Here is a 17580-nt window from a genome sequence, read left to right as displayed (position 1 = left end):
GCCGTCCGAGCACGTCCGCGGCAGCCGCGGGGCGGTACCGGCCGCTCCCGGGCTCCGTCAGCTTCCGGAGCAGCACGGGCACGACGGCATCCGCGTCCCCCGTGACCGACCACAGCGCGTCCGCGGCCGCGACGGCGCAGCCGGCCTCCAGCAGCCCGCGCAGATCCGGTACCGCCTCGCGGCTGCCGCGGACGTGCTCGGACGGCTGGGGCCGGCGGCCCGTACCGGCCGCTCCCGGGCTCCGTCAGCTTCCGGAGCAGCACGGGCACGACGGCATCCGCGTCCCCCGTGACCGACCACAGCGCGTCCGCGGCCGCGACGGCGCAGCCGGCCTCCAGCAGCCCGCGCAGATCCGGTACCGCCTCGCGCGCGGCGCCGCCGAACACTCCGAGCGCGCGGACCGCCGCCCCCGTGACGGCGTCGCGCAGCCGCAGCCCGTCCGGCATGCCGCGCAGCAGGCGCAGCACCGACGGCACGGACTCGGCGTCGCCCAGTGCCGCGAGCGCCGACAGGAGGGGAACGGCCCGCTCGTGCGTGTCGGGGCCGTCGAGCGGAACGCGGGCGAGGCGTCGCCGCAGGGCCGGCGCGAGCGGCGCGGCCGCCCGGCCCAGGTGGGGTATCACGAGCCCCAGGTCGTGCGGTACGACCGGGCCCGCCAGCACCTCGGCCAGCACCGGCGTGGCCCCCGCGTCCCCCGCCCTGGCCAGCGCCTTGAGCGGGCCGCCCAGTGTCGGGGCTCCCCGCTCCCGGTGACGTATCCGGAACTCGGGACAGCGGCTCACCAGCGCGTGGAGGTGGTCCGCCGCGGGCAGGGCCAGTTCGAAGAGCTCGACCAGGACGGCGACCGCCGCGTCGTGCAACCGTGCCTCCTCGGCGCCCAGTTGGGCGCCTATGAGCGTGACCGGCTCCGCCGCACCGGCACGCCACTCGCGGAGCAGCCCGGCCGCCATCCACACGGCGTTGCACCGGTCCAGGGCATCCGGGCTGGTCAACTGCCCGCACAGCAGGGCGACCCGGTCGGCCACCCTTGCGTCGAGCGCGGAGTGCAGCGTGCGCAGCAGCCGGGAGCCCTCCTCGTCCGAGGGACGCAGCCGCCGCAGCCGTCCGGCGAGGGTGTCCACACCGGGACCGTCCGGCGCGAGCCTCCCGTGGACGCGCTGCCCGGACCTGTCCCGGAGCAGCCGGACCACGGTCGGTACGAGATCCGCGGGAAGCGACTCCGGTGCGCACCGCGCCAGCTGCCCGAGCGCGGCCAGCCGCAGCCCCGGTCCGTGAGGCGGCAGGCTCAGCGTCGTCAGCAGGTCCACCGCCTCGGCGGCGTGGGCGTCGCCGGCCGGCGGGTGCCGCCGTGCGAACAGGCCGAGGCCCTCGGCCAGGGCGAGCAGGACCCGGTCGTCCCGCTCCACGGTGATGCGCTCCCGTATCACGGCGAGCACACGCGCCGGCCGGTCGAGGAACCGCACGAGGGCCTCCGGAGCCGACCGGCGCACTCCGGCGTCCGCGTCCCCCGCCAGCCGGACGAAGACATCGGCGCCCGCCCGCAGGACGGCACGGGCCCTCGCGGCGAGATCACCCGATCCATCCCCGCCCCCGTCGCGCCCACCGATGCTGACGAGGAGCTCCACGATCCCCGCCCGGTCCCGCACCTCCTCACGGACGGCGAGCGCGAGGAGAAACGGAACACAGGCGAGCGTCGAGTCGTACACGTCACCCTGGTGGTGCACGGCGCCGTACATCCGGTCGAGCGCGGTCACTCGCTCGGCCGGGTCGGCGGAGGCCAGTCCCCGGAGCAGTCCGGGCACGTCCTCCGCGCTGCCCTCGGCATGCCGCAGCGAGGCCCAGTCGACCTCGTCGATCCCCCTGAACACGTTGTCCTCCCCAGGCGAAGTGCCAACTGACGGGGAGTCTGCACCACGGCACTGACAACGAAGCGGAATCGGGCGATGACGGTGCGCGAACTGTGCGCCCGTTGGCCGACGGCGGCTCTCTCACCCCGGGCAGGGGTGGTTCAGTTCCCGCCCGGCAGCGCTCGCTCCACGATCGCGCCGAGGTCCGCGCCCTCCGGCAGCGTCCCGAAGGCGTACCCCCAGTCGCCCCCGAGCCGCGTCGCGCAGAACGCGTCGGCGACCGCCGGCGGGGCGTACCGGACGAGGAGGGAGGCCTGGAGCGTCAGGGCCATGTCCTCCACGAGACGGCGGGCCGTCGTCTGTGACGCCCCCGACAGCCGGTTCTTCAGCCGCGTCACGGCCGCGTCCAGCCGGGCGTCCGCCCCCTGGGCGCGGGCGAACTCGCCGAACAGGGCCTCGGCCGTGCCCGGTTCGCGGCTCAGGGCCCGCAGCACGTCGAGGGCGTTGACGTTCCCCGAGCCCTCCCAGATCGACAGCAGGGGAGCCTCGCGGTAGTGCCGGGGCATGCCCGAGTCCTCGACGTAGCCGTTGCCGCCGAGGCACTCCAGGGCTTCCGCGGTGAAGGCCGGGCCTCGTTTGGTCACCCAGTACTTGCCGACGGCCGTGGCGATCCGGCGGAACGCGGTCTCCCGGTCGTCGCCGCGGATCGCCCGGTCGGCCGCGCCGGCCAGCCGCAGGGTGAGCGTCGTGGCGGCCTCGGACTCCAGCGCGAGATCGGCCAGAACGTTGCGCATCAGCGGCTGGTCCACCAGCCGTGCGCCGAACGCGCTGCGGTGCCGCGCGTGGTGCCCGGCCTCCACGAGGGAGGTGCGCATCAGCGCGGCCGACATCATCACGCAGTCCAGCCGCGTGCAGTTGACCATCTCGATGATGGTCTTGACGCCTTGCCCCTCGGGCCCCACCAGCCAGGCGACGGTCCCGTCGAACTCGGGCTCACAGGAAGCGTTGGAGCGGTTGCCCAGCTTGTCCTTCAGCCGCTGGATGCGGAAGGTGTTGCGGGTGCCGTCGGGCAGCACGCGCGGCACCAGGAAGCAGGACAGGCCGCCCCGGGCCTGCGCCAGCACCAGGAACACGTCGCTCATCGGCGCCGACGTGAACCACTTGTGCCCGCGCAGGGTGTACACCCCGGGTTCGGAGGAGGGCGTGGCCGTCGTGGTGTTCGTCCGGACGTCGGAACCGCCCTGTTTCTCGGTCATCCCCATGCCCGCCAGCAGCCCGCGCTTCTCCGTCGGCACCCGGAGGCCGGGCTCGTACTCCCGGCTGGTCAGCAGCGGCTCGTAGACCTTCGCCAGTTCCGGCTGCCTGCGCAGCGCGGGGACGGCCGCGTACGTCATCGACGTCGGGCAGCCGTGCCCCGCCTCCGTGTGCCCCCACGCCAGTCCGCCGGCGGTCCGGGCGACATGGGCGCCGGACCGGTCGTCCGCCCAGGGGGACGCGGCCAGTCCCGCGGCGATCGCGGCGCCCATCAGGTGATGCCAGCTCGGGTGGAACTCGACCTCGTCGACGCGGTTGCCGTACCGGTCGTGCGTCCGCAGCTCCGGCTCGTGGCGGTTGGCCAGGTCGGCCCACTTCCGCGCCTGGACACTGCCGGCCTGCCTGCCGAGCCGCCGCAGGTCCTCCTCGGCCCACCCGGCGCCCTCCCGCCGGAGCCCCTCCAGCAGGGCCGTGTCCTCGGAGGCGTCGTACGGGGCGAGCGGCGGTGCCTGGTTCGTGACGTCGTGCGTGGCGGATCCGCCGTACGCCTGCTGTGCGCCGAGTGTCGAGACCATACGTCGAGTGTTGCACTTGGCCTACGGTCGCAGCAATCCTGCAACACGAAAGGGTGCCGCGTACAGTACGTGACCATGCCGAAGAACGTCCCGGCGCGGCCCGGCGCGCTCGATCTGCGGCCGCTGTCCGCGCGGTCGGTCGTGCTGAGCCTGCTGCTCGGCGCGCATCCCCCCGAACTTCCGGTCAGGGAGCTCGTGCGGCTCACGGAGGGCTTCGACGTCGGCGGCTCCACACTGCGGGCGGCGCTCAGCCGGATGGTGGCCGCCGGTGATCTGCGGCGCACCGGCACCGGCTACCGCCTCAGCGACCGGCTGCTGGAACGCCAGCGCCGTCAGGACGACGCCGTGCACCCGCGCACGCGCGCGTGGGACGGGGACTGGGAGATGGTCGTGGTCACCGCGACGGGACGCGGCCCCGCCGAACGCGCCGACCTGCGCGCCCGGCTGACCGCCCTCCGGCTCGCCGAACTCCGCGAGGGCGTCTGGCTCCGCCCCGCCAACCTGGCCCGCCCCCTGCCCGGCGACCTGGACCCGGTGGCCCAGCACTACACGGCCCGCCCCGGCCGGCCGGCTCGCGAGCTGGCCCGGAGCCTGTGGCCGCTGGACGCCTGGTCCGCCACGGCCCGGGCGCTGCTCGCCCACATCACCGAGGCGCCTCGCCCCGCCGATCGTCTGACCGCCTTCGCCGCCGTCGTGCGGCACCTGCTGGCCGACCCCGTCCTGCCGCCCGGACTCCTGCCCGCCGACTGGCCGGGAGCGGGGCTGCGCGCCGCCTACACCGACTACCAGCGGGAGCTCGTCGGGGAGGTACGCGCGCGCGTGCGCGGCGCATGACGCGAGCGGCCGTGCGCAGCGCCCGCCGGGGACGCTTCGCACGGCCGCCTTCACCGTGGGGGGTTGTGGTTGCCTCGGGGGCTACTTGTAGGTGATGTCCGAGGTGGAGTAGAGGCAGTTCGTGCTGTCGGGTCCGGATCCGACAGCGGTGTTGTTGTTGTACTTCTGGCAGGGGACGACCTTGCGGCCGGAGTCGTTGCGGATCGTGATGTTCCGCAGCGTCGCCACGTCGTTGCGGTTGACGTTGATGCTGGCGAGCCGGGCGGTGGTGCCCGTGCCGGTCACGTCGATGGTGTTGAGGTTGACCTTGCGGGTGTACTGCGTGGAGCAGTCGCCGCAGGAGCGGTAGAGCGTCTTGAACTCCTGCACCGCGAAGTTGGAGATGCTCAGCGTGCCGCCGCCGTTGTGCTGGAAGACCTTGTCCGCCGCCTTCTTCGCGCCGCCGCCGATCACCTGGTAGGTGGCGCCGTTGCCGCCGCGGAAGGTGGCGGCGTCCTCGCCGACGTCCTCCCACCAGACGTTCTGGAGCGTGCAGCTGCCCTCGCAGTGGATGCCGTCGGCGGCGGGGGCGCCGAGGATGACGTTCTTCAGCACCGCGCCGTCCGCGAGCTTGAAGATCGGGTCCTGGCCCTCCTCCTGGCCGTCACCGGCCAGGCTTCCGGTGCCGTAGAACCGCTTCATCCCGTAGTCCTTGGTGCCGGACACGGAGATGGTGGAGGACGTCCCCTGGCTGCCGTTGGGGGTCGGCCAGGTGGCGGCGCTCGCAGTCGGCGCATTGGTGGTCATGATCATGCCAACCGAGAGGCCGAGAGTGGCCAGCGCGCCGGTCAGCGCGCGCCTGCGGGCGCGCGGACGTGTCGCAGAAGTCATGTCCCGATTCCTTCTGTCGTCTTGAGCGTATGGGGGGTGTCCGAGCGGACGGGGTGTCAGAGCTTTCCGGCGCCCGCACCCGACGTCACCGAGGCGACGACGGACGAGGCCGGCTCCGCCGTGTAGGCGTACGGCGGGCTGGTGAAGCTGCCGACCCGCGAGACCTCGGTGGCGGCTCCACCGAGATCGTTGCCGCGCAGGTTGGCGTATCCGTCGACGTCGCTGCTGCGGTTCGTGGTGACCGCGACCTTCGTCGAACGGAAGACGTTGTTCTCGACCAGCATCTGGGCGCCCATGCGCGAGTGGCAGGCGGTCTCGGCGCCGTCGACGTAGTTGTTGTAGAAGTGCCCGGTGCCGAACCGCAGGCTCGGGATGCGCGAGTACACGTTGCTGAAGTGGTTGTGGTGGTACGTCACCTTCAGGTGCCCGGTGTCCTGGCTCGCGTTGTTGTCGCTGTGGCCGACGAGCGAGCCCTTGAAGTGGTTCTTGAAGGTGTTCCAGGACACCGTGACGTTGTCCGCGCCGTGGTTGACGTCCAGCAGGCCGTCGTAGTGGTCCTTGTCGTGATCGCGGTCGGCCGAGAAGGAGTTGTGGTCGATCCAGACCTTGCTCGACGCCTCGACGGTGATGCCGTCGGCGGGCGCCAGCGGCTTGCTGATGTTGAGGTTGCGGATGACGACGTTCGAGACCTTCTTCAGCCGGAGTCCGCCGCCGGTGAACCCGGAGGCCGAACCCACGCCCAGGACGGTCGTGTTGGACCCGATGTCGACCTGACCGCTCAGCGAGATCAGGCCGTTGACCCGCACGACCTTGGCCGAGTTGCCGGTCACCGCCGACTCGAAGGCGCTCAGCGTGGAGACGGTGACCGCCGAGGCGCTGCCGCCGCCGGTCGTCCCCGCGCCGAACCCGATGGGCGAGGTCTCGGCGGCCCCGGCCGGCTGGGGAACGGCCAGGACCGCCACGGTCGCCAGTGCGGATGCGGCGGCGAGCGCCAGGGTGGATCTGAGGACACGTGTATGTGGGGGATGAGTACGCATGTGGGGTGCGTCCCTTCGTGGTGCCTTCATGGTGCCAGGTCGGTCATGTACATGAATGACATTCGCCATGTTGTTCACCGCGCGCGCTGTGTGCGGCCGGACCGGAGGCCCTGCCATGCCTCAGGGGTGCACTTCCCCGGGCGGGGCAGGCCCCGGCGGGCGCCCTGGCGGAGGCGCTTCCGGGTCACACTTCTGAACGGAACGTAGAGGGCAAGCGCTTTCTAGTCAACGCCTCGCGCAGAACACATTCGGTCGGACCTGGTCGGAGCGGTGGAGCAGCGGGAAGCAGCGTGGGAGCGCTTCCATGAGAGCCATGTCCATGCCACCATGCCGGTCGGACGCTTCCCCTCACGAGAGGGCGGGTCGATGAGGACTCCGCGCATGCGTACGTTCGTCAACGTGCTGGTGTTCATGCTGCTGGCGGTCGGTGTGCCGGCCCTGGGCCCGGGACCGGCGGCCGCGGACACGCCGCGGCCGGGCCGCGCGGGTTCCCTGCCGGAGTCGTTCACCTGGTCCTCGACCGGCCCGCTGATCAGCCCGGAACCGGACGCCGGCCACCCGATCCTCTCGGTCAAGGATCCGACGGTGTTCCGGTATCGGGACCGCTGGCACGTCTACTTCACGACGGCCGACAGCGCCGGGCGCTGGAGTCTCGGGCACACGAGCTTCGCCCGGTGGTCCGAGGCAGCCTCGGCTCCCCAGGCGTTCCTCGACGCCAACCCGGACATCGGCGATCGGTACGCCGCGGCGCCCCAGGTCTTCTACTTCGCGCCCCAGCAGACCTGGTACATGGTCTACCAGACCGGACCGCCGTCCTACTCCACCACCAAGGACCCCTCGGATCCGCTCAGTTGGAGTGCCCCGCGGAACTTCTTCGACGGTGAGCCGCCCGTCGTGACCGAGAACAAGGGCGACGGCGCCTGGCTGGACTTCTGGACGATCTGCGACCGGACGGACTGCTACCTGTTCTTCTCGGACGGCAACGGCCACCAGTACCGCTCGCGCACCACCCTCGCCGAGTTCCCGAACGGCTTCCGCGACACCGCCGTCGTGCTGTCCGAGCCCAACCGCTTCGACCTCTTCGAGGCGGGCAACGTCTACCGGCTCGGCGACGGGGGCGGCTACCTCATGCTCGTCGAGGCCCTCGCGACCGGATCCGACTGGCGGCGCTACTTCCGGGCCTGGACCGCCGACAGCCCGGGCGGCGCGTGGAAACCGCTCGCCGACACCGAGGCCAACCCCTTCGCCCGCTCGTCCAACGTCACCTTCGAAGCCGGACAGCCCGCCTGGACCAGGGACTTCAGCCACGGCGAGATGATCCGCGCCGGCGTCGACCAGACCCTCACGATCGACCCGTGCCGCCTCCAGTTCCTCTACCAGGGGATGGACCCGGCATCCAGCGGCGACTACTACCGGCTGCCCTGGCGGCTGGCCCTGCTGACCCAGACGAACTCCACCTGCTGAACCACCGCACGACGTCCTGCGAGCCGCGCCTGACAACCGAAGGGACCCCGGACGTGCCTGCCACCCCCCAGCCCATGACGAGGAGACCGCTGCGGTCGATGCTCCTCGCGCTCCTCGCCGCGCTGCTGCCGTTGCTCGCGGTCACCGCGCTCACCGCACCCGAGGCCGCCGCCCGTGCGAAGGCCGTACCCACCGCGACCCTCACCGAGGTCACGGACTTCGGCACGAACCCCAGCAACCTGCGGATGTACCTGTACGTGCCGGAGAGCGTCCGACCGAACCCGGCGGTCGTGGTCGCCGTGCACTGGTGCACCGGTTCGGGCCCGGACATGTACAACGGCACCGAGTACGACACCCTGGCCGACCAGTACGGCTTCATCGTGCTCTACCCGTCCGTCACGCGCAGCAGCAAGTGCTTCGACGTCTCCTCGCCCCAGGCACTGCGCCGCGGCGGCGGCAGCGACCCGGTCGGCATCAAGTCGATGATCGACTGGGTGACCCGCACCTACGACGCCGACACCGGCCGGGTGTTCGCCACGGGCATCTCCTCCGGCGCGATGATGACGAACGTCCTGCTCGGCGACTACCCCGACGTGTTCGCGGCGGGCGCCGCCTTCTCCGGCGTGCCGTTCGCCTGCTTCGCCACCACCGACGGCTCCGAGTGGAACAGCAACTGCTCGGGCGGCACGATCACCCACACCCCGAAGGAGTGGGGCGACCTGGTCCGGAACGCGTACCCCGGCTACAGCGGCCCCCGTCCGCGCATGCAGATCTGGCACGGCACCGAGGACGACGTCCTGCGCTACCCCAACTTCGGGGAGCAGATCAAACAGTGGACGAACGTGCAGGGCGTGAGCCAGACACCGGCCGCCACCGACACGCCCCAGTCCGGCTGGACCCGCACCCGCTACGGCGGCACGGGTGACCAGGCCCCCGTGGAGGCCGTCAGCCTCCAGGGCGTCGGCCACAACCTGTACGCCCAGGGCATGGCGTCCCGCGTGCTCACCTTCTTCGGCCTCGACAAGTCCGGGCCGGCTCCCCAGCCCCAGCCCGGCGCCTGCAAGGTGACGGCCGCGGTGAACGCCTGGAACACCGGCCTGACCGCCTCCGTGACCCTCACCAACACCGGTACGACGACGGTCAACGGCTGGAAACTCGGCTTCACGCTCCCGGCCGGGCAGACGGTCACGGGCGGCTGGGGCGCCACCTACACGCCCTCGTCCGGGTCGGTGACCGCGACCAACGTGTCCTACAACGGCACCATCGCGCCGGGCGCGAGCGTGAGCATCGGCTATCAGGCCAGTCACGGCGGCAACAGCGCCGGACCGGCCGCGTACAACCTCAACGGGACGGCGTGCGCGACCGGTTGACACGCGAGCGGTGTGCCTCGGGGGTCGGGTGCCGGCTCAGACCGACCGGTGGTACTGGTCCGGCACCCGCACCTCGGCGCCGAGTTCCCGTGCGGCCTGCCGGGCCCACGAAGGGTTGCGCAGCAGCTCGCGGCCGAGCAGGACCGCGTCGGCCTCGCCATTGGCCAGGATCTTCTCGGCCTGCTCGACCTCGGTGATCAGCCCCACGGCGGCGACCGGCAGCGTCGTCTCCTGCTTCACCCGGGCGGCGAAGGGCACCTGGTAGCCGGGGCCGGTGGGGATGCGGACGCCGGAGGCGTTACCGCCGGTGGAGACGTCCAGCAGGTCGACGCCGTGGGCCCGCAGATCGGCGGCGAAGCGGACGGTGTCGTCCGCGGTCCAGCCGCCCTCGTCGAGCCACTCGGTCGCCGAGATCCGGAAGAACAGCGGCTTGTCCTGAGGCCACACCTCCCGTACGGCGTCGACGACTTCGAGCGCGAAGCGGGTGCGGTTCTCGTACGAGCCGCCGTAGGCGTCGGTGCGGTGGTTGGAGTGCGGGGAGAGGAACTCGTTGATCAGGTAGCCGTGGGCGCCGTGGATCTCGGCGATCTCGAACCCGGCGGCGAGCGCGCGACGGGCCGCGGCCGCGAACTGCCCGACGACGTCCTTGATCTGATCGACAGTCAGCTCGGCCGGGACGGGGTGCCGGTCGTCGAAGGCGACCGGGCTCGGCGCGACGGACGCCCAGCCGTGGGCGTCCGGGCCCACCGGGGCGCCGCCCTTCCAGGGGCGGTCGGTCGAAGCCTTGCGGCCGGCGTGGGCCAGCTGGATCGCGGGCACCGTGCCCTGCGCGGCGAGGAAGCTGGTGATCCGGCGGAACGCCGCCACCTGCGTGTCGTTCCAGATGCCGAGGTCGTACGGCGAGATGCGCCCCTCCGGGGACACCGCCGTGGCCTCGACGATGATCAGGCCCGTGCCGCCGGTGGCGCGGGCGGCGTAGTGCGCGAAGTGCCAGTCGTGGGGGACGCCGGTCTCCGGGCCCTCCGGTGCGGCCGAGTACTGGCACATCGGGGGCATCCACACGCGGTTCGGGATCGTCACATCGCGCAGGGTGCAGGGCTCGAAGAGCGCGGTCACGGCGGACTCCATTCGTCACGGGGCCGATGTCGACTCGTACGATAGGCATCGTAGTACGGTGGATGTCAAACTACGAGGGTTCTCGTACTATGGAATCCCCGAAGGAAAGTGGAGCCGTCGTGACCTCTCCCGCCGTCAGCAGCCGCGACCTGCCGCATCCCGTGCGTGACGAGATCCGGCTGGAGGGGGTGCTGCATGCGCTCTCCGACCCGATGCGGTTGCGGATCGTGCGGGAGCTTGCGGCGGTCAGCGGGGAGTTGTCCTGTTCGCACTTCGACCTGCCGGTGACGAAGTCCACGACCACGCATCACTTCCGGGTGTTGCGGGAGAGCGGGGTGATTCGGCAGGCGTACCGGGGGACCGCCAAGATGAACGGGCTGCGGCGGGGGGATCTGGACGAGCTGTTCCCGGGGTTGCTGGACGCGATTCTGGATGCCGCGGCTCGGCAGGCTGTTCGTGGTGGCTAGAGCACGTCGCCGTGCGCGGCGCTCATCAGGGACTGCCAATCCGGGAGCTTCACTACGCCCCTGCCGAGTGACGCTCCCAGCAGTGCCTCTGCCTGTTCGATCGACTGCCAGCCCCTCCACTCGACCGGGGCGGCGCCCTCCGCGCGCAGGGCCGTGAGCGGGTCGTCGGGGACGGTCCTGGTCAGGAGGAGGGACGCGTCCTCCAGGAGCGACGTCGCCGTCTCCTTCGCGCAGGGGCGGTTCGTGCCGATGACGCCCGTCGGGCCCCGCTTGATCCAGCCGGCCACGTACTCGCCCGGCGTGACGACGTCCTCGCGCAGGACGCGCCCGGCCAGATTCGGCACCGTGCCGCTGTCCGCGTCGAACGGCAGCCCCTCCAGCGGCACCCCGCGATAGCCCACCGAGCGCAGCACCAACTGGGCCTCGATGTCCTCGAACCGGCCGGTGCCCGTCACGCCGCCGTGTCCGTCCGGGACCGTCCGCTCGAACCGCACCGCGCCGACATGGCCCTGCTCGGCGAGCAGTTCGACCGGGCGGAGGAAGAAGCGCGGCCGGATCCGGCGCGGGGCGCCGCTCGGCGGTGTCCCGGACCAGCCGCGCAGCACCTCCACGTTGCGGCGCTGCGCGGCGGGCAGGGCGGCCGGGTCGGTGTATCCGGGGTCAAGGGTCAGCTCGGCCGGGTCCACGGCGATGTCCGTCTCCGGCAGGGTGCCCAGCTCGCGCAGCTCCTTCGTGGTGAAGCGGGCCTGGGACGGGCCCCGCCGGCCCACCATGTGGATCTCGGTCACCCGGCTCGCCGCCAGTGTCGTCAGGGCCGCCTGCGGCATGTCGGTGGGGCTGAGCTCGGCCAGGCCGCGCGCCAGCATCCGGGTGACGTCCACGGCGACGTTCCCGACGCCGATCACCACGGCCGACCGGGCGTCCCGCAGGAATCCGGCGTCCACGGCGTCCGGGTGGGCGCTGTACCAGGACACGAACTGTGTCGCCGACCAGCTGCCCGGCAGGTCCTCCCCGGGGATGCCCAGATGCCGGTCGGTGGCGGCGCCCACGCAGTACACCACCGCGTGGTAGAGCTCCCGCAGCCGGGCGGCCGGCACTCCGCCGGGACCGGCCTGGACGCCTCCGAGGAACCGGACCCGGTCGTGCTCCAGGATCGTGCGCAGGTTGTTCTGGAGCGACTTGATCTTCTCGTGGTCCGGCGCCACGCCGTAGCGGACCAGGCCGTACGGGCACGGCAGCCGGTCCAGGACGTCGACGCACACCTCGGGGTCCTGCTGGACGAGGCTCTGGGCGGTGTAGCACCCGCTCGGCCCGGAGCCTACGACGGCGACTCGCAGCACGGCGGAACTCCTTACCCGGGATCCCGAGGGATCTCACGAGAGCGCTGACGCCTCCAGCATCGCACCGCCGGGGCTCCGCTGACAGGGTGCTGTCCGCCACCCGGGGTGCGTGTCCGATCTATATGGAATGTGATCATTCGGTTACGTTCTGTGGTGTGCTGGAAGCATCCTTTCTTAATCTTTCTGATCGCTCTCCGGCGGACGGCACGGTGTCCGTGCGGCCCGCGTGGGAGGTGCGGGAGAACGAGGACGCCACGCGGTGGTTCGACGTCCGGCTGGTCTTCACGGACGGCGCCCTCGTCGAGGCGCTGGCCGTCGTGGCCGGGGGATGCGTCGGCGTGGAGGACGTCCGCGCGCAACCCGCGCTGTCCGTCGACGACCTGGCGGTGCTCGCCGACTGGATCGAGGACTCGCTGGCCGAGGCGTGCGGCGCCGGCACCGGGGCGGCTCCCGAAGGCCGCGGAGGCCAGGGGCGGCGCGCCCGGCCGGCCTGGCCGCCCGGTGCGCGGGGGCGGTGGCTGGTGGCGCAGGAGTACCGCGCGGCCCAGCAGGAGGGCGCCGATCCGGTCCTCGCCGTGATGTGCGCGACCGGACACAGTCGCCGCACGTCCCTCAGGCTGATCGGCCAGGCCCGGGACGCCGGGCTCCTGCCCCCGCGCCGCGCCCGGCGCTGAGCGGGCCCGGTGCCGGGCGCGGCCCGGAAGTCCGCTAGAGCATGTCCCGCATCCGTGTGATCTCGCTCGTCTGCTGGGCGATCACCTCGTCGGCCATCTCCTCGATCCGGATGTTGTTGCCCTGCCCCTTCACGTCCGTGGCCATCGTGATCGCGCCCTGGTGATGGGTCGTCATCAGCGTCAGGAAGAGCTGGTCGAACGCCTTCCCGTCGGCCGCGCGGAGCTTCTTCAGCTGTGCCTCGGTCGCCATCCCGGGCATCACGGCGTGCTCGTGACGCTGCGCCTTCAGCGGCTTGCCGTACGACTTCAGCCAGCCCTTCATGGCCTCGATCTCCGGCTTCTGGGCGGCAGCGATCCGCGCGGCGATCCGTTTCACCTTCGCCGACTCGGCGCGTCGCGGGGCGAGTTCGGTCATCACGAGGGCCTGGGCATGGTGTTCGATCATCATGCGGGCGTAGGAGACGTCCGCCGAGTTGGGGGAGTCGTTCTCCGAGCGCCGGCCGGCCGCGTCCTCGGCGGACAGGGTGCGGTTCGGCTCGCCGGGCTCACCCGGCGCGATCACGGCGGGCCCGTCCGCCGCGGCGGGCTCGCGGTCCGCACCCGAGTCGCAGCCGCCGGTCAGGAGCGCGGCCAGGGCGGCCAGCCCCGTCACGGCGGCGGACGTACGGGACGCACGGCGGAAGAGCACAACGACCTCCTGGGGCGGGCGAGTTGGTGGACATCTCGGGATGCTGACGACCCTTCGGGCATGCTCCGCGGGTCATTGACCGAGTGACTTCTTTAAGATTTTGTTGACGCCTGTTGGTGTGCGCATGACGAGGACGATACTGCGTGGTGCGTGAACCGTTCCGCAGCGAACGGCACCAGGGAGGAAAACAGTGATCCTGTTGAACGACCGCAGAACACGTCGCAGACGCCTCGGAGCCTCAGCGATCGCAGGCGGACTGCTGGCCGCGCTCCTCGTGGCGGCGCCGGCAGGGGCCGTCCCCGACCCGGGGGACGTGCCGCCCACGCCGAAGGACGTGTCCAAGAGCGCGCGGGCCGAGGCGCGCGAGGCCATCGAAAGCGGCGAGATACCCGGCCAGGACGAGATCGTCCACTCCGACAACATCGAGCACCTCGCCAACATCCCCAAGGACGTCCTGCCCGGCACCAACTCGGACCTGGCCTTCCAGGGCAGGTACGCCTTCGCCGGCAACTACGACGGCTTCCGCATCTTCGACATCAGCGACCCGAGGTCACCCAAGACGGTCGCCCAGGTGCTGTGCCCGGGCTCGCAGAACGACGTCTCCGTCTCCGGCAACCTGCTGTTCCTGTCCACCGACTCCTCGCGCAGCGACAGCAGTTGCAACAGCACCACACAGCCGGCGACCGAGAAGTCCTCGTGGGAGGGCATGAAGGTCTTCGACATCAGCGACAAGCGGAACCCGAAGTACGTCGCCGCCGTCGAGACCGCCTGCGGCTCGCACACCCACACGCTGGTGCCGGAGCGGCGGAACGTCTACGTGTACGTCTCGTCGTACTCGCCGAACGCCGCCTATCCCGACTGCCGGCCGCCGCACGACGGCATCTCCGTCATCAAGGTGCCGCGCAACGCCCCCGAGAAGGCGGCGGTCGTGGGCTTCCCCGTGCTGTTCCCCGGTGAGGGTCCGGACGGCGGCGGCAACCCAGGCGGGCCCACCAACCCCGGCGTGTCCAAGACCACCGGCTGCCACGACATCACGGTGCTGCCGTCGAAGGACCTGGCCGCGGGCGCCTGCATGGGGGACGGCATCCTGTTCTCCGTCAAGGACCCGGAGCACCCCAAGGTCATCGACCGGGTGCAGGACAACGTCAACTTCGCGTTCTGGCACTCGGCGACCTTCAACCAGAAGGCGAACAAGGTCGTGTTCACCGACGAGCTCGGCGGCGGCAGCGGGGCCACCTGCAACGAGGCGACCGGCCCGAACCGCGGCGCCGACGGCATCTACGACATCGTCGGCAAGGGCGAGCAGCGCAAGCTCGTCTTCCGCAGCTACTTCAAGATCCCCCGTCATCAGGCGGACACCGAGAACTGCGTCGCCCACAACGGCTCGCTGATCCCGGTGAAGGGCAAGGACCTCATGGTCCAGGCCTGGTACCAGGGCGGTGTCTCCGTCTGGGAGTTCACCGACTCGTCGAAGCCCCGGGAGATCGCCTACTTCGAACGCGGCACGGTGAGCACCGACAAGTTGACCTTGGGCGGCTCGTGGTCGGCGTACTACTACAACGGCCACATCTACTCGAACGACATCACCAAGGGCTTCGACGTCCTGAAGATCAAGGACCGGCGCACGGACCCGGCACGGTGGGTCCACCTGCGTGAGCTCAACGTGCAGACGCAGCCGGACTACTTCGACTGATCCCGCGGGCCGCACTCCGGTGCGTCCCCGGTCGCGAAGAACCGCGACAGATCCCTGTCGCTCCTCCCGCCGGAGCCTATGGCCTCCGGCGGGAGGCCCAGTTCCCAGTCGAGCCCGTAGCGCTTGAACAACTCGGCCCGCAGCACCGGGACCGGCATCGGCACGCCCGGCACCAGGGCGGCGTACACGGCACCCATCAGCAGGGCCCGCAGCATCGGGTAGTCGCTGTCGACGTCCCCCGACCCGTGCCGGGCGACGGTGTCCCGCAGCAGTTCCGCCAGGCGCCGCTGTTCCGGGCAGGGCACGAAGCCCTCGGCCTGCAGCAGTCCGGCCATGTGCTGGCGCATCAGCACGGGCCGGTCCCCGGCCAGCCCCAGGATCGCGTCGATGGCCCGCGCCATCCGCTCCCGGCCGTCCTCGGTGCGCGGCTCGCGCTCCAGCGCCTCCTCCAGCGTGCGGTGCATCAGCCGGTGCACGGCGGACTGCACCAGCTGGCGCTTGCCCGGGAAGTAGTACGAGACCAGACCGCGGGCCGAGCCCGCCCGGTCGGCGATGTCCCCGAGCGTCGTGGCCTCGAAGCCGCGCTCGCCGACCAGCTCGACCGCCGCCTGCAGAAGCCGCTCCTTCGAACGCCTCCGCAACTCTTCGTTGACCGAGGCGCTGCGCGGGGACATGCTGTAACTCCTGCGTTGACTGGCTGCCAGCCAACTATACTCGGAGACGTCCGGCCAGGACCCGTGCGGTCCGGGCCGGCGATGCCGTCTGCCTCGGGCGACACGGGGGATCGTCCGAGGCGGGCGAGCAGACGACCGGGTGACCTGGTGGTGGCCTCAGCTCACCAGGTCCAGGACCGGCCGCAGCCCGTCCGGCCGGTCGGCCACCGGCAGGTGGTCCACGAAGTGCACCCCGCATCCCAGGGCGGTGGCCCCGCCGTCCGCCCCGCGGTCGTCGCCGACCATGAGCGTCCGGCGCGGATCGGCGCCGAGTGCCTCGCAGGCGGTGGCGAACAGCCGCGGGTCCGGCTTCTGGATGCCGTGCTCGTACGACAGGACGTACACGTCGACGTAGCGGTCCAGGCCGTGCTCGCGGAAGACCGGGCGCAGGTCCCAGCCGATGTTGCTGACCACCCCGACGGGGATGCCCCGCTCCCGCAGCGTGCCCAGCACCTCGACGGCGTCCGGGTACGGGGTCCATGCCGCGGGTGTCATGTGGCGGTCGTACAGCGCGTCGTGCAACGCCGGGTCGGGGAGTGTGACCTGGCGGGAGACGCCGGTGTAGGCGGCCCGGTGCAGTGCGGCGCTCCGGTCCCGGATCGGCCAGGTGCCGGTGAGTTCCGCCGGCACGCGGGCGGGATCGCCACCGCCGGGCAGCGCCCCCACCGCCTTCAGCGCACGCGCGGCGGCGGTCAGCTCCGCCTCGGTGAAGGGGACTTTGGTGTCGGCCACGACACCGCGCAGCCAGGAGTCGGTGGACTCGACACGGAACAGCGTTCCGGAGAAGTCGAACAGCACAGCCTTCATAGGGGCCGATCCTACGAGGCGGCGGTGTCCGGCCGGGGGCGCGGCTGCCGGTACTCGTGCGTCCACACCGCCAGGGCCACCACCAGCGCGCCCAGCAGCCAGCCGCCCACCACGTCCGTCGGCCAGTGGACGCCCAGCCAGACCCGGGTCAGCCCCACGCCGACCACGGACACGACGGCCACGGTCACGGCCGTACGCCACACCGCACGGCCGACGCCGTGCCGGTGCAGGAGCCACAGCAGGAGGCCGCACACCACCGTGGCGGTCATGGCGTGGCCCGACGGGAAGGCCGAGTAGTGGGCCGAGTCGACGGGGTCGGGCCAGACCGGGCGGGGGCGGTCCACCAGGGCCTTGAGGGCCTGCTGGAACAGCGTGCCCAGAGTGACGGCCAGCGCCAGCCACACCGCCGTCCAGCGTGCCGCCAGGCGCACCACCAGCCACACCACCACGACAGCGCACAGCACCCGCATCGTCCACGGGTCCCACACCCAGTCCGTGAGGATGCGGCACGCCTGGGTGATGCCGGATTCCTCGACCGCCCAGCGGTGGGTGGTGGCGGAGATGTCTCCGTCCGCGCTGACCAGCGGGCTCCATCTGGCCGCGACGAGGGTCAGCAGCAGAGCGGAGCACACCGCCAGGACGCCGGCCGACCGGGCGGCGGTACCGTGCTGGGGGCGGGGCGGGGAGTCGACGGACCGGGTGTACATGATGCGATCCTCGCCGAACCGGGGGCTCCGGATCCAGTACGGTGCCGATCTCCGGCACCCGGACCGCACGCTTCGGCCACCCGGAGACCACTCTCGCGCCCCAGAACGGCACAGAAGCCACATA

General features: G+C 71.7%; 15 protein-coding genes and 1 pseudogene. 6 read left to right on the top strand and 10 right to left on the bottom strand.

Going from position 1 to position 17580, the window contains the following annotated elements; translation table 11 throughout:
* Both CCL05_RS24465 and CCL05_RS24460 read right to left on the bottom strand, forming a co-directional pair.
* Window positions 1-1868: pseudogene (locus CCL05_RS24465) on the bottom strand (HEAT repeat domain-containing protein); the annotation flags it as partial.
* A 140-nt stretch (window positions 1869-2008) separates the two neighbouring features.
* A complete protein-coding gene (locus CCL05_RS24460; RefSeq protein ID WP_086562634.1) occupies window positions 2009-3676 on the bottom strand; it encodes an acyl-CoA dehydrogenase family protein in 1668 nt (555 codons plus the stop codon).
* 75 nt (window positions 3677-3751) lie between these two features.
* Between CCL05_RS24460 and CCL05_RS24455 the strand changes: the two genes are divergently transcribed.
* Window positions 3752-4510 (top strand): PaaX family transcriptional regulator C-terminal domain-containing protein, encoded by a 759-nt coding sequence (locus tag CCL05_RS24455; protein ID WP_086562636.1) that lies wholly within the window; start codon window positions 3752-3754, stop codon window positions 4508-4510.
* 81 nt (window positions 4511-4591) lie between these two features.
* On the opposite strand, the gene CCL05_RS24450 is transcribed toward CCL05_RS24455, so the two are convergent.
* Together CCL05_RS24450 and CCL05_RS24445 are read right to left on the bottom strand one after the other, a co-directional pair.
* Entirely contained in the window at window positions 4592-5380 is a 789-nt protein-coding gene (locus CCL05_RS24450) for a pectate lyase (protein ID WP_086562633.1), read from the bottom strand.
* A 56-nt stretch (window positions 5381-5436) separates the two neighbouring features.
* The gene (locus CCL05_RS24445) at window positions 5437-6417 is read right to left on the bottom strand and encodes a pectate lyase family protein (RefSeq protein WP_086562632.1); all 981 of its coding nucleotides are present in this window, start codon (window positions 6415-6417) and stop codon (window positions 5437-5439) included.
* 381 nt (window positions 6418-6798) lie between these two features.
* Here CCL05_RS24445 and CCL05_RS24440 point away from each other — a divergent pair, with 381 nt between their 5' ends.
* Both CCL05_RS24440 and CCL05_RS24435 read left to right on the top strand, forming a co-directional pair.
* A complete protein-coding gene (locus tag CCL05_RS24440; protein WP_086562631.1) occupies window positions 6799-7881 on the top strand; it encodes a glycoside hydrolase family 62 protein in 1083 nt (360 codons plus the stop codon).
* A gap of 74 nt (window positions 7882-7955) precedes the next feature.
* Window positions 7956-9251: an extracellular catalytic domain type 1 short-chain-length polyhydroxyalkanoate depolymerase gene (locus tag CCL05_RS24435; protein WP_244204386.1), complete on the top strand. Its 1296-nt coding sequence runs from the start codon at window positions 7956-7958 to the stop codon at window positions 9249-9251.
* Window positions 9252-9287: 36 nt separating this feature from the next.
* On the opposite strand, the gene CCL05_RS24430 is transcribed toward CCL05_RS24435, so the two are convergent.
* Window positions 9288-10367 carry an NADH:flavin oxidoreductase/NADH oxidase gene (locus CCL05_RS24430; protein WP_086562635.1) on the bottom strand — a complete coding sequence of 360 codons (1080 nt, stop codon included), beginning with the start codon at window positions 10365-10367 and terminating at the stop codon, window positions 9288-9290.
* 89 nt (window positions 10368-10456) lie between these two features.
* Here CCL05_RS24430 and CCL05_RS24425 point away from each other — a divergent pair, with 89 nt between their 5' ends.
* A complete protein-coding gene (locus tag CCL05_RS24425; protein ID WP_086562629.1) occupies window positions 10457-10834 on the top strand; it encodes an ArsR/SmtB family transcription factor in 378 nt (125 codons plus the stop codon).
* Here CCL05_RS24425 and CCL05_RS24420 read toward each other — a convergent pair.
* Window positions 10831-12174: an FAD-dependent oxidoreductase gene (locus tag CCL05_RS24420; protein WP_086562628.1), complete on the bottom strand. Its 1344-nt coding sequence runs from the start codon at window positions 12172-12174 to the stop codon at window positions 10831-10833. The two genes, CCL05_RS24425 and CCL05_RS24420, sit on opposite strands and share 4 nt — an antisense overlap.
* Window positions 12175-12383: 209 nt before the next feature.
* Between CCL05_RS24420 and CCL05_RS24415 the strand changes: the two genes are divergently transcribed.
* The gene (locus CCL05_RS24415; RefSeq protein WP_086562627.1) at window positions 12384-12848 is read left to right on the top strand and encodes a DUF6214 family protein; all 465 of its coding nucleotides are present in this window, start codon (window positions 12384-12386) and stop codon (window positions 12846-12848) included.
* 34 nt (window positions 12849-12882) lie between these two features.
* Here the strand turns inward: CCL05_RS24415 and CCL05_RS24410 are convergent, their stop codons facing one another.
* Window positions 12883-13536 (bottom strand): DUF305 domain-containing protein, encoded by a 654-nt coding sequence (locus tag CCL05_RS24410; RefSeq protein ID WP_086562626.1) that lies wholly within the window; start codon window positions 13534-13536, stop codon window positions 12883-12885.
* Window positions 13537-13726: 190 nt separating this feature from the next.
* Between CCL05_RS24410 and CCL05_RS24405 the strand changes: the two genes are divergently transcribed.
* Window positions 13727-15229: an LVIVD repeat-containing protein gene (locus CCL05_RS24405; RefSeq protein ID WP_086562625.1), complete on the top strand. Its 1503-nt coding sequence runs from the start codon at window positions 13727-13729 to the stop codon at window positions 15227-15229.
* Here CCL05_RS24405 and CCL05_RS24400 read toward each other — a convergent pair.
* From CCL05_RS24400 to CCL05_RS24390, 3 genes are all read right to left on the bottom strand, one after another.
* Window positions 15217-15903: a TetR/AcrR family transcriptional regulator gene (locus tag CCL05_RS24400; RefSeq protein ID WP_086562624.1), complete on the bottom strand. Its 687-nt coding sequence runs from the start codon at window positions 15901-15903 to the stop codon at window positions 15217-15219. The two genes, CCL05_RS24405 and CCL05_RS24400, sit on opposite strands and share 13 nt — an antisense overlap.
* Before the next feature lie 156 nt (window positions 15904-16059).
* Window positions 16060-16749: an HAD family hydrolase gene (locus CCL05_RS24395; protein WP_086562623.1), complete on the bottom strand. Its 690-nt coding sequence runs from the start codon at window positions 16747-16749 to the stop codon at window positions 16060-16062.
* Window positions 16750-16760: 11 nt separating this feature from the next.
* Complete coding sequence (locus CCL05_RS24390; RefSeq protein WP_086562622.1) at window positions 16761-17456, bottom strand: phosphatase PAP2 family protein; 696 nt, start codon at window positions 17454-17456, stop codon at window positions 16761-16763.
* Window positions 17457-17580 lie beyond the last annotated feature (124 nt).

Origin of the sequence: Streptomyces africanus (genome assembly GCF_002150735.1) — a bacterium.
GTDB classification, from domain to species: domain Bacteria; phylum Actinomycetota; class Actinomycetes; order Streptomycetales; family Streptomycetaceae; genus Streptomyces; species Streptomyces africanus.
Note: the sequence above shows the minus strand (reverse complement) of the source record. Positions and strands in the feature narration are given on the sequence as shown.